The sequence below is a fragment of the Chryseobacterium wanjuense genome (assembly GCF_900111495.1).
Lineage (GTDB): Bacteria > Bacteroidota > Bacteroidia > Flavobacteriales > Weeksellaceae > Chryseobacterium > Chryseobacterium wanjuense.
The window spans coordinates 337,036-353,024 of record NZ_FOIU01000002.1 but is presented as its reverse complement, the minus strand read 5'-3'; the positions used below and the strand labels follow the sequence as shown (position 1 = coordinate 353,024).

General features: G+C 35.4%; 16 protein-coding genes. 6 read left to right on the top strand and 10 right to left on the bottom strand.

The features are described from left to right. Positions 1-12 precede the first annotated feature (12 nt). From BMX24_RS13340 to BMX24_RS13315, 6 genes are read left to right on the top strand one after another with little or no spacing between them, the layout of a single operon-like run. Entirely contained in the window at positions 13-1,737 is a 1,725-nt protein-coding gene (locus tag BMX24_RS13340; protein ID WP_089793494.1) for an HAD-IIIC family phosphatase, read from the top strand. Between the two features lie 24 nt (positions 1,738-1,761). Then, entirely contained in the window at positions 1,762-1,998 is a 237-nt protein-coding gene (locus BMX24_RS13335) for an acyl carrier protein (protein WP_089793492.1), read from the top strand. Next, positions 1,999-2,397: a MaoC/PaaZ C-terminal domain-containing protein gene (locus tag BMX24_RS13330; protein WP_089793491.1), complete on the top strand. Its 399-nt coding sequence runs from the start codon at positions 1,999-2,001 to the stop codon at positions 2,395-2,397. It begins immediately after the preceding gene. Next, positions 2,394-3,107: an SDR family oxidoreductase gene (locus tag BMX24_RS13325; protein ID WP_170835713.1), complete on the top strand. Its 714-nt coding sequence runs from the start codon at positions 2,394-2,396 to the stop codon at positions 3,105-3,107. The genes BMX24_RS13330 and BMX24_RS13325 overlap by 4 nt, the downstream gene beginning before the upstream one ends. 22 nt (positions 3,108-3,129) lie before the next feature. Then, positions 3,130-4,542 (top strand): MBOAT family O-acyltransferase, encoded by a 1,413-nt coding sequence (locus BMX24_RS13320; protein ID WP_089793487.1) that lies wholly within the window; start codon positions 3,130-3,132, stop codon positions 4,540-4,542. Positions 4,543-4,544: 2 nt separating this feature from the next. After that, positions 4,545-5,468 carry a hypothetical protein gene (locus tag BMX24_RS13315; protein WP_089793485.1) on the top strand — a complete coding sequence of 308 codons (924 nt, stop codon included), beginning with the start codon at positions 4,545-4,547 and terminating at the stop codon, positions 5,466-5,468. Here the strand turns inward: BMX24_RS13315 and BMX24_RS13310 are convergent. The 10 genes from BMX24_RS13310 to BMX24_RS13265 are packed head-to-tail and all read right to left on the bottom strand — an operon-like array spanning position 5,460 to position 15,983. Further along, positions 5,460-6,401 carry a glycosyltransferase family 2 protein gene (locus BMX24_RS13310; RefSeq protein ID WP_089793483.1) on the bottom strand — a complete coding sequence of 314 codons (942 nt, stop codon included), beginning with the start codon at positions 6,399-6,401 and terminating at the stop codon, positions 5,460-5,462. The genes BMX24_RS13315 and BMX24_RS13310 overlap by 9 nt on opposite strands. A 27-nt stretch (positions 6,402-6,428) precedes the next feature. Then, complete coding sequence (locus BMX24_RS13305; protein ID WP_089793482.1) at positions 6,429-7,370, bottom strand: glycosyltransferase family 2 protein; 942 nt, start codon at positions 7,368-7,370, stop codon at positions 6,429-6,431. Between the two features lie 2 nt (positions 7,371-7,372). Beyond that, positions 7,373-8,308 carry a glycosyltransferase family 2 protein gene (locus tag BMX24_RS13300; RefSeq protein ID WP_089793480.1) on the bottom strand — a complete coding sequence of 312 codons (936 nt, stop codon included), beginning with the start codon at positions 8,306-8,308 and terminating at the stop codon, positions 7,373-7,375. After that, positions 8,308-10,104 carry an asparagine synthase (glutamine-hydrolyzing) gene (asnB, locus tag BMX24_RS13295; protein ID WP_089793478.1) on the bottom strand — a complete coding sequence of 599 codons (1,797 nt, stop codon included), beginning with the start codon at positions 10,102-10,104 and terminating at the stop codon, positions 8,308-8,310. The genes BMX24_RS13300 and asnB overlap by 1 nt, the downstream gene beginning before the upstream one ends. 1 nt (position 10,105) lies before the next feature. Further along, positions 10,106-11,704 (bottom strand): hypothetical protein, encoded by a 1,599-nt coding sequence (locus tag BMX24_RS13290; protein ID WP_089793476.1) that lies wholly within the window; start codon positions 11,702-11,704, stop codon positions 10,106-10,108. 7 nt (positions 11,705-11,711) lie between these two features. Then, the gene (locus BMX24_RS13285; protein WP_089793474.1) at positions 11,712-12,497 is read right to left on the bottom strand and encodes a class I SAM-dependent methyltransferase; all 786 of its coding nucleotides are present in this window, start codon (positions 12,495-12,497) and stop codon (positions 11,712-11,714) included. 24 nt (positions 12,498-12,521) lie between these two features. Then, positions 12,522-13,445 carry a glycosyltransferase family 2 protein gene (locus BMX24_RS13280; protein ID WP_089793472.1) on the bottom strand — a complete coding sequence of 308 codons (924 nt, stop codon included), beginning with the start codon at positions 13,443-13,445 and terminating at the stop codon, positions 12,522-12,524. Positions 13,446-13,481: 36 nt separating this feature from the next. Beyond that, on the bottom strand, positions 13,482-14,402 hold the full coding sequence (locus BMX24_RS13275; protein WP_089793470.1) for a glycosyltransferase family 2 protein: 921 nt from the start codon (positions 14,400-14,402) through the stop codon (positions 13,482-13,484). Positions 14,403-14,414: 12 nt separating this feature from the next. Continuing rightward, positions 14,415-15,083 (bottom strand): NAD-dependent epimerase/dehydratase family protein, encoded by a 669-nt coding sequence (locus BMX24_RS13270; RefSeq protein WP_089793469.1) that lies wholly within the window; start codon positions 15,081-15,083, stop codon positions 14,415-14,417. 27 nt (positions 15,084-15,110) lie between these two features. Beyond that, entirely contained in the window at positions 15,111-15,983 is an 873-nt protein-coding gene (locus BMX24_RS13265; RefSeq protein ID WP_089793467.1) for a glycosyltransferase, read from the bottom strand. Positions 15,984-15,989 lie beyond the last annotated feature (6 nt).

Genomic DNA, 15,989 nt, shown 5'->3' with positions numbered 1-15,989 from the left:
TAATAAAGCTGTATGTACAAAACTTTTTCAGAACTTAAGAAAGAAATTCGCCGAAACACAAAAGAGCTTAAAAACATAAAAGTTGCCCTTCTGGGTGATACGGCCACACAATTTTTAAATATAGCTTTAAAAGGAACTGCCATTCAAGAAGGTTTTAATCTTGAAATCTTCGAGGCAGATTTTGGGCAGATTTCGCGTCAGGTTTTAGATCCGACATCGGAATTGTATGAATTTAATGCAGATTATACCATTATTTTCGAATCTTCTCATAAGCTTTTAACTCAATATTACAAATCATATGATGCTCAGCTGGATTTTGCGGAGAATAAAATAAAGTATATTGAAGAACTTTACTCAACGATTCAAAACCGGACTAAAAGCAGGGTAATTTATTGCAATTTTCCGGTCATCAATAACCAGATTTTCGGAAATTTTTCGAATAAAGTAGAATCCTCTTTTGTTTTTCAGCAAAATAAACTCAATTATTTGCTTTCTGCAGACATTGCAACAAAAAAAGATAATTTCTTTATTGCCGACCTTCTTTCTATCCAGAATAAATGGGGACGAGACTTTATGTTTACCCCAAATATTTATGTAAACACTGAGATGGTGCTTTCATTGGATGCATTACCGATTGTAGCACATCATATTTTCAGTATTATTTCGTCTTTGGAAGGTAAATTTAAAAAATGCCTTATCCTGGATCTCGACAATACAACCTGGGGCGGAATTATCGGTGACGATGGTCTGGGAAAAATCCAGATTGGAAGTCTGGGAATCGGAAAAGCCTTCACAGAATTCCAATATTGGGTGAAAGCTCTACAGAAAAGGGGAGTGATTCTGGCAGTTTGCAGTAAAAATGATGAAGATAAAGCCAAAGAACCTTTCGAAAAACATCCGGATATGGTTCTGAAAATGGAAGATATTGCCGTTTTTGTTGCCAACTGGGATAACAAAGCCGATAATATCAGAAAGATTCAAAATATTTTAAATATTGGATTTGATTCTATGGTTTTCCTGGATGATAATCCGTTTGAAAGAAATCTGGTAAGAGAAAACCTTCCTGATATCTGCGTTCCGGAATTGCCGGAAGATCCAGCAGAATATCTGGAATATCTATACGGTTTAAACCTTTTCGAAACAGCAAGTTTTTCCGAAAACGACGCCGAGAGAACCAAACAATATCAGGTTGAAGCACAGAGAGCAACAGATCTTGAAAGCTTCACGGATGTCACTGATTTCCTGAAAAGTATGAATATGATTTCTGATGTTCAGGCTTTTAATAATTTTTCAAAACCGAGGGTTTCTCAGCTTACACAGCGTTCGAATCAGTTTAATTTAAGAACAGTAAGATATACTGAACAGGAAGTTGAAAATCTTATGAATTCTGAAGATCATCACACGATTTCGTTCACACTGGAGGACAAATATGGTGACAACGGACTGATCTGTGTAATCGTGCTTGAAAAGAAGGATCCCGAAACACTTTTCATCGATACCTGGCTCATGAGCTGTCGTGTCCTGAAAAGAGGAATGGAAGATTTTACTTTAAATACTATTATTGATACCGCTAAAAAGAACGGCTTTAAATACGTGATGGGAGAATATCTTCCCACAGCGAAAAATCAGATGGTGAAAGATCATTACGAAAGACTGGGATTCAGATCCCATGAAGATAAATGGCTTTTGAATGTAGAGGAATATGAACCGAAAGATGTTTTTATCTTAGCTAAATAAATTATAAAATAAACAGACAAGTATATGGACAAGAATGAAATTTTATCGAAACTTACAACAATCTTCCACGACGAGCTAGATAACGACGAAATTGTGTTGCATTTTGAAACGACAGCGGAAGATATTGAAGAATGGGATTCTCTTTCTCATATTCAGTTGATTGTGGCGGTAGAAAAGGCTTTCGGAGTACGTTTTACTTCTTCGGAAATCCAAAGCTGGAACAACGTAGGAGAGATGATCGACTGTATTTTGACAAAATAAATGGTACTTCAGCTTAACCAGAAATTTCAGCATCAATTTCAAATTGATGATAAAATTTATAATGGGTTCATTACTGTTTTTAATGACAGAAATGCGCTCCATACCAATGAAGAATTTGCCCAAAACAAAGGCTTCAGATCGAAGGTAATGCACGGAAATATCCTGAACGGATTCCTGTCTTTTTTTATCGGGGAACTTCTGCCGACGGAAAATGTGATGATTCTCTCTCAGCATATTAATTTTAAAAATCCTGTTTATCTTGATGATGTCTTAAATTTTGAAGCTGTCGTAGACGAGCAGTCGGAAGCGGTACAGGTGAATACTTTTAAGTTTAAATTTATCAATGCAGAAAATAAAACCGTAGCTGCAGGCAAAATTCAAATAAAAGAATTAACGTGAATAAAGTAATTTTAACCGGGGGATCATCCGGAATCGGAAAAGCGATTAATATATTTCTTCTTGAGAAAGGATATGAGGTATTATTTACCTACTGCCATTCAAAAGAATCTGCACAGGAAATTGAAAATCAATTCCCTAATGCAAAAGCTTATCAGATAGATTTCACATCAGAATCGGAGATGGCTGGCTTTTCTGCTGAAATTGAAGCTTTTTCACCAGATATTCTTATCAATAATTACTATAACGGAACTTTCATTGATACGTATTTTCACAAAACGGAATCTGAGAAAATTTTAAATGATTTTAAAAATAATATCATTCCAACATTACAAATTACTCAGGAATGCATTAAAATTTTCCGCAAAAAGAAGGAAGGAAGAATCATCAATATTCTCACTTCATCGATGCAGTCTCCGGCCATGGGAACATCTGTTTACAACTCAAACAAGGCTTATTTGTTGCAAATGAGCAAAAGTTGGGCACTTGAAAACGTAAAATTCGGGATTACTTGCAATTCTATTTCTCCGTCATTTATCCCAACAGATTTTCACAAAGATATGGACGAGCGGATGAAAGAAACCATTCTTTCCGGTTATCCACTGAAAGAAAACCTGGAAAGCAAAGACATTTCCAACGTCATTGATCTTTGCCTAAACGGAGGAAAACACTTCAACGGCAACCATATCTTTTTGGATGCTTCACATTATTAATTTTGAATTTTAAACACAAATAATGCAGTTCACCTCTATTGCTTTTATTCTCTTTTTTGTAACCGTTTTCGGGCTTTACTGGCTGTTTCAGAAAAATGTTAAAATACAGAATATTCTTTTGCTTTTGGCGAGTTATGTTTTTTACGCTTTCTGGGACTGGAGATTTTTAGCTCTTCTGATCGGAAGTTCGGCGGCGGCTTACTTTTTAGGAATTAAAATCGGTGGAAATGAAGGAAATAAAAAACGCCTTTATCTCAATTTAGGGCTTATTTTAGCCATAGGAACGCTGTTTTATTTTAAATATTTTAATTTCTTTATAGATTCTTTTGCTGATCTGTTCGGCATCAAAAATACATTGACTGTAAGCATTGCTTTACCCCTGGGAATCAGCTTTTATACCTTTAGAATTATCAGCTATTTCCTTGATATTAAAAATAGAAAATTAAAACCGGAGCCTGATGCTTTGGTATTTTTCAATTATATCGCTTTTTTCCCGAGCATGACTTCCGGTCCTATAGACAGAGGCGGATTATTGCTTCCTCAACTCAGAAAAGAAAGAGTTTTTACCTCTGAAAATGGCGCCGATGCGGTAAGACAAATTCTGTACGGAGCTTTTAAAAAACTGGTGATTGCGAATAGTATTACCCCAATTACTCAGGGAATTTTTCAGAATTATGAGCATCTTTCCGGAAGTACGGTTGCTTTCGGTGCGATTTTATTTCTTTTCGAAATTTATGCCGATTTTTCTGGATATTCCGATATGGCGATTGGTCTTGCGAAGCTTTTAGGTCTTAAAATAACGAAAAATTTTGCCTTCCCTCTATTTGCCCAAAATATCGCTGAATTTTGGAGAAAATGGCATATTTCACTGACTTCCTGGCTTACGGATTATGTATTTACGCCTTTGGTCATCCAGTTCAGGGATTATGAAAAAAAAGGATTGATAGCGGCTATTGTTTTAAATTTTGTCCTTATCGGCATCTGGCATGGCCCAAGATATACATTTGTCTTGTTTGGGCTGCTTCACGGCTTGTATTATATTCCGTTGATCCTTACCAATAAGCTGAATAAAAAGAAGAAATTTTCCAAATCTTTTCCTACTATTCCGGAAATGGGGAATATTTTCCTTACAATGGTGATGGTTTGCTTTGCTTTTATCTTATTTGCAGCTCCTACACTTACAGATGCCGTAGGAATGTACGGAAGGGTTTTCAGCCTTTCTTTTTTCTCCATTCCACAGTTTATTAAAGTAAAAATTTTAGGATTTATTTTTATTTTAGTTTTAATTGACTGGATGAATAAAGATCAGGAGCATGGCTTGGAAATCAGCAGATTCAATCCGATAATGAGAAGGGCTTTGTATGTTTTTCTTATCTTCATGATTATGTATTTTGGAGTGTTTGGTAACGGTAATTTCATCTATGAACAATTCTAATTATGAAAAAGTTTTTATTTAAAATATCATTTTACATTATTGGAGTCGTTGCTGTTTTATTGTTTTTAGGAACTTTTGCAGACGGCAATACGGATGATAGTTACAGACATTTTACAGGTCCGAAACCATCCAATATGATCATGGGAGATTCGCGTGGTGTTCAGGCGGTAGTTCCGGATATTCTGGATGCTAAGTTTAAGGACAGGAAGTTTACCAATTTTGCTTTTAATATTGCAGATTCTCCGTATGGAAAGGTTTATTTTGAAGCGATTAAAAAGAAACTCAATCCCAATACCCAAAACGGAATTTTTATCTTAACTGTCGATCCGTGGAGTGTATCCATTGATAAAGGACAGGAAGAAAAGGACCTGCCGGAAACTAGATCACCTCTGGCAAGTATGCATTTTTATGATATAAATCCCAATTATGAATATCTTCTGAGAAATTACCCGAGAAGCTGGTTTAATATCTATAAAGACAGGGAAGAAGTGGCCAAATCCAACACCTATTTGCACAAAAACGGATGGATGGAAGTTACGGTAGATGTACATCCGGATACAGTGGCGGCGCGAACGGTAAAGAAAGTGGAAGAAGCTATACTTTCATCTAAAAAACAGGAAATATCCACATACAGATTAAAGTCACTGGAAAATATTATTGATTTTTTAAAGACTAAAGGAAGTGTGTATATCGTAAGAATTCCTCCTTCGGAAAAAGTTCTGGAAATAGAAAAAAAATACTCCCCGGATTTCAGTAAAAGGATAAAAGCGATTGCTGAAAAACAGGGAATTGGATTTTTTGATTTTTCACCAGAAGCTAAAAAATATACTTACACCGACGGAAATCATATGTACAAAGAATCCGGAAAAGTTTTTACGGCCCAAATCGCGGATTCTATTCTTTTACATACAAAAACTTTAAAATAAATATTCCCTGAAATTGATATTATAAAGTCCAGACCGGATACTCGGATAATCCGTGATCAGATATTTTGCAATCATTCCCCATTTTTTTGCAGGTGGAGCAAGCGCAATTTCATAGCTGCGGTGCATTCTTCTGATATGTACTTTTACATCTTGTGGAAGCGTGTTTTCGTCTTTCGCCCAATTGTTTATTTCTCTCCAAAGAAGCACTTTTGTAGTTGCAGGTTTTACTTTTTTAGTATCAACTTTTGTGATTCTGTTATTTTCGTGGACGCCTCTCATGGCAACAGCTTTATCTAAAATCCCAGGATAAAGATCCAGATAATAGGAAAGCCTGAACAAAAATTCCGTATCCTGATGAAGCCTTAAATGCGTTTTAAAAAATGGCTTTAATTTTTTCACCAAAGCATCTCTTCGTATCGTTAAAGTATCAATGCTGAAAAGCCCGAAACTTCCTTTCATATTGATTTGTCCGGGAAATACATCCTTTGGATCATGTCTTTTATGAACGGTGGTCAATCGGTCTCCAAACACTTTATAATATTGTTCCTTTGCTTTTTCAGAATAATAATGTACCCCCAATGCTCCGTAAACGCCTTCTATTTTAGGGTCTTTAAAAAGTTCTCTCTCTGCATCAAAACGGTTCGGAAGATAGTAATCATCGGCATCCAGGAAGGCAATAAAGTCTCCCGTTGCATTTTCCAGACCTAGATTCCTTGTTGGTCCTGCTCCGTGATTTCCCTTGTCGGGATGTTGGAAAAGCTTTACCCGGTCGTGTTTCTGAGCCAATTGCTGACAAACTTCCAGCGCATTGTCCGGAGATTTATCTTCAATTAAAATGACTTCATATACTTCCTCAAACTGCAGAGCAGATTCCACAGCCTGGGTTACATATTTTTCAGCGTTGTAAACCGGAACAATTACAGAGATTTTCATTGTTTAGTGTTGTATTAAAAAAAAGAATTAAATTATTGTATTTCTGAAGTTTATGTTATATAATCCCGACCTTATGCTTGGATAATCCAGGATTAAATATTTAAGAATCATTGCCCACTTCTTAGGGTTGGGAGTGTGGGCGATTTCAAAGCTTCGCTCCATCCTTTTGATGTGAATTTTAATATTTTCGGGCATATTTTTTTCTTTACTGGCCCATTCATTTACGTGTTTCCAGAAAATATACCTTGAGAGCACGGGCTTTTTTTTATTGATGCCTACTTTTGTGATCCTGTTTTCTTCGTGTACCCCTCGTTGAGCAACCGGTTTGTCAATACTTCCGGGATAAAGATCCAGATAATAGGACAATCGGAACAAAAATTCCGAATCTTCATGAAGCTTTAAATTGGGTCTGAAAAAGGGATGCATTTTGTTTATTAAAGAATCTTTGCGAATCGTAAGTGCAACAATACTAAACATCCCAAAACTCCCCAACAGATACAATTGCCCCGGAAAAACGTCCTTAGGGTGATATTTTTTATAAACGGTTGTTAAAGAGCTTCTAAAAACTTTATAATATTGTTCCTTGGCTTTTTCAGAATAAAAATGAACGCCCATCGCTCCATAAACACCCTCCACTTTGGGATCTTTGAAAAGTTCTTTTTCCGCATCGAAACGGTTGGGGAGGTAATAATCATCCGCATCAAGAAAAGCGATAAAATCTCCCGTTGATTTTTCGATTCCCAAATTCCTAGAAGTCGAAGCTCCGTGATTTCCTTTGTCCGGATGCTGGAAGAGTTTTACCCGGTCATATTTTTGCGTCAGCTCTTCACAAATGATCAATGCATTGTCTGGAGATTTGTCTTCAATTAAAATAACTTCATAGACCTCCTCAAACTGAAGAGCAGATTCTACAGCCTGGGCAACATATTTTTCCGCATTGTACACGGGAATGATCACGGAAATATTCATCTTTATTTATAATAATTAAAGCGATATTTTGTCTTCAATATTTCCGGGTTTTTGAGTCCTTCCAATACAATATTGCTGTATTTTGCCAATCCTTTTTTCTGAGAAAGGTCAAAAGATTTATAACTTAAATAAATTCTTTTCTGATATTCCGCAGGCAGCCCTTTCGAACTTGCCCAGTCATACAGCGACTTCCAGTAAAGATATTGTCTTTGGTTGTACTGTGGAGAATACTGAACGATTTTTGTAATTCTGTTGTCATCATGAATTCCACGGATTGCAATGGCTTTATCAATAATCCCGGATTTCAAATGACAGTGATACGCCAGCTTGATATTAAAATCAGAATCCTGATGCACCCGCAGATCTTTGTTGAAACGCAGCTGTGCCCGATCAAGGGCAGATTTTCTGATGGTTAATGCATTCAGGTGAAAAAAAGTGCCGAAAGCTTTAGGCGTTAAGCTCAGCAGTCCTCTGAAAACTTCTTCTCCTTCAGCGGGATAATTTACCGTCGTAAGAGCAGCATCTTTAAATTTTGTCTGATACTCCTGCTTGCCTTTTTCTGTAAGATATTCTACACCGATCGCTCCGAAAACGCCTTCAATTTTAGGATCATTAAAAATTTCCTTTTCCGCATCGAATCGGTTGGGAAGGTAATAATCATCGGCATCTAAAAAAGTAATAAAACTTCCTGTTGCCTTTTCTATTCCCAGATTTCGGGTTGCTCCGGCTCCATGATTTCCCTGATCAGGATGCTGAAACAGTTTTATTTTCGGATTTTCGGAAGCTAATTTCCGGCAGATTTCCAATGAATTGTCTGTGGATTTATCTTCAACTAAAATAATCTCCTTTACTTCATCAAAATGTACGGCAGATTCTACAGATTTTTCTAAAAACTGACCTGCATTATAAACCGGAATGATTACAGAAATATCAAGCATTATAAAACATTTTGGTTATTATGAGCCCAAAGGGCCAATTGCAATAGATTCCAGTGCTTGTGATCCTTATTCAGGAACTTTTGTGTGGCTTTAAAATCAATATAATTAAAAACCTTCTGATTCGGATTTTTCAATAAATCGTTGGAAAGACTGATGAGGTTTTCTTCTTCAAACCAACTTTTCACACTCATTCCAAAGCCTTGCTTGTGGCGGTTTCGGATGGTTTCCGTCCAGTAAGACCCCATCGCTTCACGAAGGATGATTTTGTCGTTTTCGTTATCCAGTTTCAACTGTTCCGGAAGCTGGATGCAAAATTCTGCAAAATCGATATCAAGAAAAGGTGTTCTCACTTCCAGTGAATTGGCCATAGCCATTCTGTCGGATTTTACCATCATATTTCCGGGAACATAGCCTTCTAGGTCAACCCTCATGATGTCGTTTAAAGAATGCGGATCCGGGGTGAAACTATAAGGTTGCTCGTAAGCCGCCGTAATTCCCAGCGCATTTTTTTCTTCTTTATTAAATGAATTTCTCACAAAATTCTGATGGAAATCCAGGATATTTTCATGAGCCAGATTCTTTTGGGTAATAAATGAAACCGGCTTTAATTTCTGATATAATTGTAACCCAAACTTAGCCACAATATTTTTATAGCTGAAATGATTTCTTAGCTGATTTTCAACACGATAAAAATTGTACCCTCCGAATAATTCGTCTCCGACATCTCCGGAAAGCACGACGGTAAGGTTTTTCCTTGCATTCCTGCAAATCTCAAAATGCGGAATAAAAGAAATATCAGCAAAAGGCTCATCAAAAAATGGAGAAATCTTTAACAGGGAAGTTGCCAGATCTTCTTTCTTTTCGTGTACTTCAACATGATTGGTCTGATATTTATCGGCAATTTCTTTGGCATATTTTAGTTCGCTGTCTTCATGATCGTAGCCAAAACTGATGGTGGTCTGTCTCGGTAAAAACTCTGCCACCAAAGCCACAATCGAAGAAGAATCCAGTCCGCCACTTAGAAAACTACCCACTTCTACGTCGGCAATAAGCTGTTTCTGAACGGCATTTTTTAATAAATATATAAATTCATCCTTAGCATCAGAAAGGCTTAAAACCCGGTCTTTTGCTGGGAGACTGTAATATCTTGAGATATTAATTTTCCCGTTTTTCCAGATCAGCTGATGAGCCGGAGGAAGGGTGTAAATATTTTCGTAAATACTGTGATAGGTACTCACATATCCGTACTGTAGATAATAGGAAATTGCTTCCTGATTCACTTTCGGCTGAATGAGCCCTGAAGCTAAAATAGCTTTAATTTCAGAGGCGAAAATAAATTCGTTGTTTTTCCCGATGGCGTAAAAGAAAGGCTTTTCACCAAAACGGTCTCTTGCGCAGAATAACTCCTGTTTTTCGTTGTCCCAGATGGCGAATGCAAACATTCCCGGAAGATCATGGATCAGGTTTTCTTTTTTTCTCTGATACATTGCAAGAATGACTTCTGTGTCAGAAGTTCCGCGATAGGGATATTCGGGATATTGGGCTTTAATGTTTTGATAGCCGTAGATCTCGCCATTCAGAACGATACATTCATTTTTTGTACTGGAAAGCATGGGTTGTTTTCCCGTATCGGAAAGATCGATAATGGAAAGTCTGCGATGCCCCAATGCTGCATTTTCATAAAATTCAAAATCGGCAGAATCCGGACCGCGATGTGCGATGGAGTCTGTCATTCTTTTGAGTTCTTCCTGGTAATTTCTAGCGTTATTAGCTATTATTCCGGCTATTCCACACATTTTATTTTTTTTTAAAGTTTGAGGGAAGGTATATTGTAAATCTTCCGGTTTTTACGACTTTGTAATTTTCCGGATGGCTTACGAACTTTAAAGGTACAATTTCTTTAGGATAGAAAGGGTAATCGTTACTTTCAATATAGATAAAATCATCGGGAGTTTTCCCAACTTTTTTGATGATAAACCTGATGTAATCTTTCAGGGTAAAGTAATAATAAATAGGCGGATTTGCTTTTAAAATATACAAATAGCCCATCAGGTGATTGCTAGAGTAGATCACATTGTCCTGATTTTCCAGATAAGGGCGGAGATCTTCAAGGTCTTTTTTTCTTCCTTTATCCAAATATAAATCGTAGCCGTTTACTTTTACTTTTTCGGTTTGCTCGGTGAATACGAAATCTTTCCAGCCTTTGTCGTGGATAATTCTGGGAAAAATGATCGTCATTGTTACAATATGCACCAGATATCCGATCATCCACAAATTATTTTTATAAAGCTTTACCAAACAAATAAAAATAAGAAGGAAATAATAAAATTTATAAGCATTCAATCTTAAATGAAACCATGTCTGTGAGCCAAAAGCCAGACAATAAGGTATGATCAAAAGTAAAATAATAATGTATTTGCTATTCTTGGTTTCAGTCTTCTCGACCCAGAATCTTAAAGCTAATAAGTGAGTAAAGATGATAAAAGAAAAAATATAATATTCATAATAAAAGTAAAATGACAACACTGTAATAATGCCTATTACTGCTAGAATTTTATCTAAAACTTTTAAAGATGACTCAGAAAATTTAGCTCTCCATAATAAAAAATAAGCTATGGCAACGGGTAAAATAGCATTGAGGAAAAGATACACACACCATAAAACCATAAAGGATTTTGAGTGCTGTTTTCTATGGAAGCTAAGATATTCTTTGAGAAATTTAAATTGATAAATAAAATTATCAAAAGTGTCCAGAAAGGTGAAATACACAACAATTCCGGCTATAAATCCCATAAAGAAATACAGTAGGTTTGATCTCCTGTTTTTAGCATCACTTAGTATAAAAAATGCCAGTATCGGAAAAATAATAATACTGTGCGAGTTTCCGTTGAAAAGCACAAATGATAAGACAAAACCCGAAAGTACGATGAAAAATTGTTTCCTGACAATCAGAGAAATAAGCATGAGTGAGACTCCGATATTAACAAGAATTGTATTACCAATGTATTGCTGGATAATCAGATTGCTGATGCTCCAGCTTTCAAATCCTATGAAAATACCCAATAAGCTGTATAAAACAAGATAATTATTGAATCTCAGATATTTAAAGGTAGAATAGCAAAGTAAAAAATTGCTTACAACGAGAGTTGTGATAGAAATAACTCTGAAATGATAAATATTCGGAGTGTATAAAAACCTGAATATTCTGAAAAAATTAGTTCTGTCAAAACTCAGATAGCCTCCATTATTGCTGTAATAAGACAAATAATAGGCTTCGTCGTTGAAAATAAATCCTTTATCGAGATTGCTGTATGTAAGATATGCCAAAAATGCTGTTGCAATAAGAAATATCAGACAAGACAAAAAATAAACAGGATTCTGAAGTACTTTCTTCATAACACTATTATTTTTCACATTCAAAAATAAAGGCAGATGCGATGTTTTTACTCAGAGGGTGATACTGCAGAATAACATCTAAAAATTTGATCGGAAAAGTAAGACACATGACAATGATCAGTAAGATATTATGCAAAGGTCTGATTCCAAAAGAAAATAACATCACAAACCATTCCTGCAAAGGCCAAAGCATTCCGCCGGTCGGACTGATAGAATGGATTTTTAAATTATTAAAATCTTTAAACTGTACTTTTATCCCTTCATATGTATATCTCTGAAAATCATATGGGGAAGCATGGAAAGCCTGCATAAAAGGAATTTCACATAAAAGCTTTCCTCCCGGTTTTAAAACCCTGTGGATTTCTGCGATTACAGCCTGAGGATTGGGAACGTGCTCCAATACGGCGATATTAATGATCTGGTCTACAGAATTATCTTTAAAAGGTAATTTTGTGATGTCACAAAGTACATTAACGGGACTATAAGGAATAAGGTCTACATTAATGATATCATCCCTCAGATCCGTATAACCACTCCCAAGGTTCACTACAATTTTATCCGTATTCTTCGTTTCTTTCAAGACTTTTTTCAGATAGAAATATCTTGAAGGGTAAAGCGGGGCTATGATATAAATGAGCAGCTCATACAGCCAGATGTATTTTTTAAAAAAAGTTTTTATTTTATCGAGAGAGTCGGAAACGATTTCTTCATCAAATTCAAGGAAAACAAATTTTCCGTCTTTGTATTCGTAAGTAAAATGGGGATCGATAATGGACTGGATTTTTTCTTTCATTTTTAGGTGGGATAAGTTTGTGTCTTAATTAATTGTTTTTTCTATAATTGTATGAGGTCTATTTCTTACTTCGTTATAAATTCTGTAAATATATTCGCCAATAATTCCTAAGCTAATCAGCAAGACTGAGCTAAAGAACATCATCAGGATAATAATAGTGGTATAACCTGCCACTTCAATTTCGTTATTAAAATATCTGAAAATAGTGAAGAGCGTGAATAATATTGAAATCAGAAGACCTGTATTTCCGAGTAAGCTGATAATCTGCAGGGGAAGGGATGAAAAAGAAAATATCCCATCCTTAGCTATCTTGATAAGCTTTTTCAGAGAATATCCGGATTCGCCTTCTATTCTTCCGCTTCTTTCGTATTCCAGGCCGATCTGTTTGAAGCCAACCCACGCTCTGATACCTCTTAAATAAGGGTTTTGTTCGTGAAGAGTAAGCATTTTGTCTTTCACATTTTTCGTCATCACACAGAAATCTCCTGAATCCAATGGAATTTTGGTATCACTGATCATATTTAAAAACCTGTAGAAACTTACATAGGCAATTTTTTTGAGCCGGTCTTCCTTTCTTTTTTTTCTGATACCATAGGCAACTTCATAGCCCTGATCCAGCTGCTCAAAAAACCTGGGAAGTAAGGATGGAGGATCCTGCAAATCATCATCAATGATTGCGATATAGTCTCCCGTAGCGTAGCTTAGCCCTGTTCTTACTGCAATCTGATGCCCAAAATTTCTCGATAATTTGATGCCTTTGATGTAATGATACTCTTCTGCAAGTTTTTCGATCACTTCAAAGCTGTTGTCGGGGCTGCCATCTTCAATTAAAATTAATTCAAGATCCCAGTTCGATTCTTTTTTCTGGTCATCAACTGCCTTTACTGTTTTATGAAGGAACTGTGATGAGTTATAAACAGGAATAATAAGGCTTATTTTTCTATCCATACATTTGCTTTGTGATTTTCAAAAATACATAATAAATTATGTTTTTAAGAATGTGGTATCTTTTTTCCTGACCTTGTTTATTATATCTTGGAAAATGTCAGATTTTTTTGATATATCTTGATATTTGCTAAATAATTTTTTCGATTTTTTAATATTTAATAGAATAAAATTCTTTATCATGCTTTGTAATAATGCTTTTTTTTCCAGTTGGAAAGCATTGGGTAAATTAGGATTCATGATATTGGTTTCAATTCTTAAATCTGCATATTTATTGTAATCTACTTTTTGTAAAGACTGCTTCCCATCGTGTACCACCTTGCTTTTGGGAGCCAATAAAACTTTTTTCTTGTGAAAATGTACTCTGTTTACATACTCGTTGTCTTCGCCGTAGTGAAAGAAAAAAGGATTAAAGCCACCCACCGTTTCAATGGTATTTCTCGGTAAAAGCCAGTGTGCAGCATTGATAAAATCAAGTTCGTAGAAAGGTTTCAGGGTCTGAAAATACAGATCGGAAATCAATCTCGTTTTGTCGCAGTTGTAAGAAATGTATTTATCCAGGAAAATATCCAGCTTTTTTTCTGATCCGTCAATATGCATCGGACTGATAATTCCGATTTCATCTTTATTTGGATAGGCATTGAAGGCCTCCAGCAGTTTTTCGAGACTGTCTTCATACAGCCAGGCATCCTGATTCATCAAATAAAAGAAATCTGCCCCCTCTTTGTATGCTTTTTCTATTCCGATATTATTGGCTTTTCCGAAGCCCAGATTGCTGTCGGACTGAATAAAATCTACTTCAGGGAAATGTGTCTTTATATATTCCTGAGTGCCGTCTGTAGAACCATTATCTATTACGATAGAATGCAGGGGGACAGAAGATTGTCTTAAACTTGTAAAACATCTTTCTGCCCATTTCATGGCATTGTAGGTGACGATAATAAAATAAATTTTAGGCATTTGTGTTTTTGTTTAAATATATTTATCAGTCAAAATTTTCAAATATTCATTAGGCTGTATTCCTGTGAAAAACTCATTGGCAGTTTCCTCAAATGCTACCTTATAAAAATCTCCTTCATCGGATTTTTCGTATTGAGCTTTTTTTTCCATTTTAGCTTCAATCGCATTTATAATTTCATTTAAATCATAATAGTAAGGATAAGCGAAATTAATGGTTTCATTTTTTACGGCAGCGCAACTCGATGTCAGAAACTTTGAAATATCGTCAATATCCAGTAATAATCTTCGGGCCTTAGTATGCACGACAAATTTTTTATCTTGCATAATCTGATTTTTAAGAAAATTGAATAAAGTATTCGGGTTTCCGCCTTTTCCTACAATATTTCCGATTCTTAGGATCAGATATTTTTCGCAGTTGTTTTTTATATAGTCTTCAAGGCGTAATTTGTGCAAGACATACGGGCTTTCCTGTTTCGACAGGTCATTTACACTTAAAGTAGAAAAGTAAATAAACTTGCTTCCATTATTGTTTTCAAGGTTATTTTTGAGAAGAGTAAATTCTCTCTCGAATTCTGAGTCTTTTGTTTCAAGGGAATTGGAAACCCCTGAAGCAAAAAAAAGATGGTCTTCAGAATCGATATTTTTTAATGAATTTGCAATAAGTCCGCTTCCTACTATCATATTGTTAAATATTCTGGATAATAAATTTTAATAATTTGTGTTGAATTTTTTATTGATATTGTTGGAATATCTTATATAATTAAAATATTTTTTTACAATTTTTAAATGATCCTTAAAATTAAGTTTTTTAGGATAAAATTTTAAAGTTAACAAAATGTTTTTTCTACTGACAGGATAATGTTGAAAGAAATTATACAAAAACCCCAAAAATACCTTTTTTTCTACTTCAGGATCGATTTGCTTGCCGAATTGAGAACCCAGCTTTTCTTTAACCTTCACATTGGCATCAAACCAGACTTTATCCAGATTTCCTCCCGAAAAATGCTGAATTAAAATATCATCAACAACATAATTCTGATACTTTTTGGATACCCTTAAGCTAAAATCAAGATCGTATCCGTGAAATCCGGGCAGGTTTTCATCAAATTTAAATTGAATAAAATTCTCTTTTTTAATTGCCAGAAAAACACCATCCACGGCAAAGACTTTCGTCTTATTTGCTTTGGTAGATTGGATGTGAAAAAAATCTGTGTTTTGTTTATTTCCCTGTAAAATATTTGCAAAATTATATTTCTCATCCACCGTCCAGCTTGATGGTGCAGCAGGAACATATGAGGATCCTGCTACACCGATGATTCCGGTGTTTTCTTTATCTAGATGGTCTGATAATTTCTCACCCCAGCCTTTAGTATGAAAAACTATATCCTCATGTAGAAACAAGAGATTTTGGAACTTGGATTTTTCTGCCCCCAAATTGTAAGCTTTGGTAATACTCATCAAATTGGGATTCCACATCTGGATAATTTCGTACTGAAAACCATCGCCAATCGTCTCATTAATATTCTTAACAAGCTGATCGTAATAGTTTTGCTGATATGATGAAATGATAATCGAAAGCACAAGATT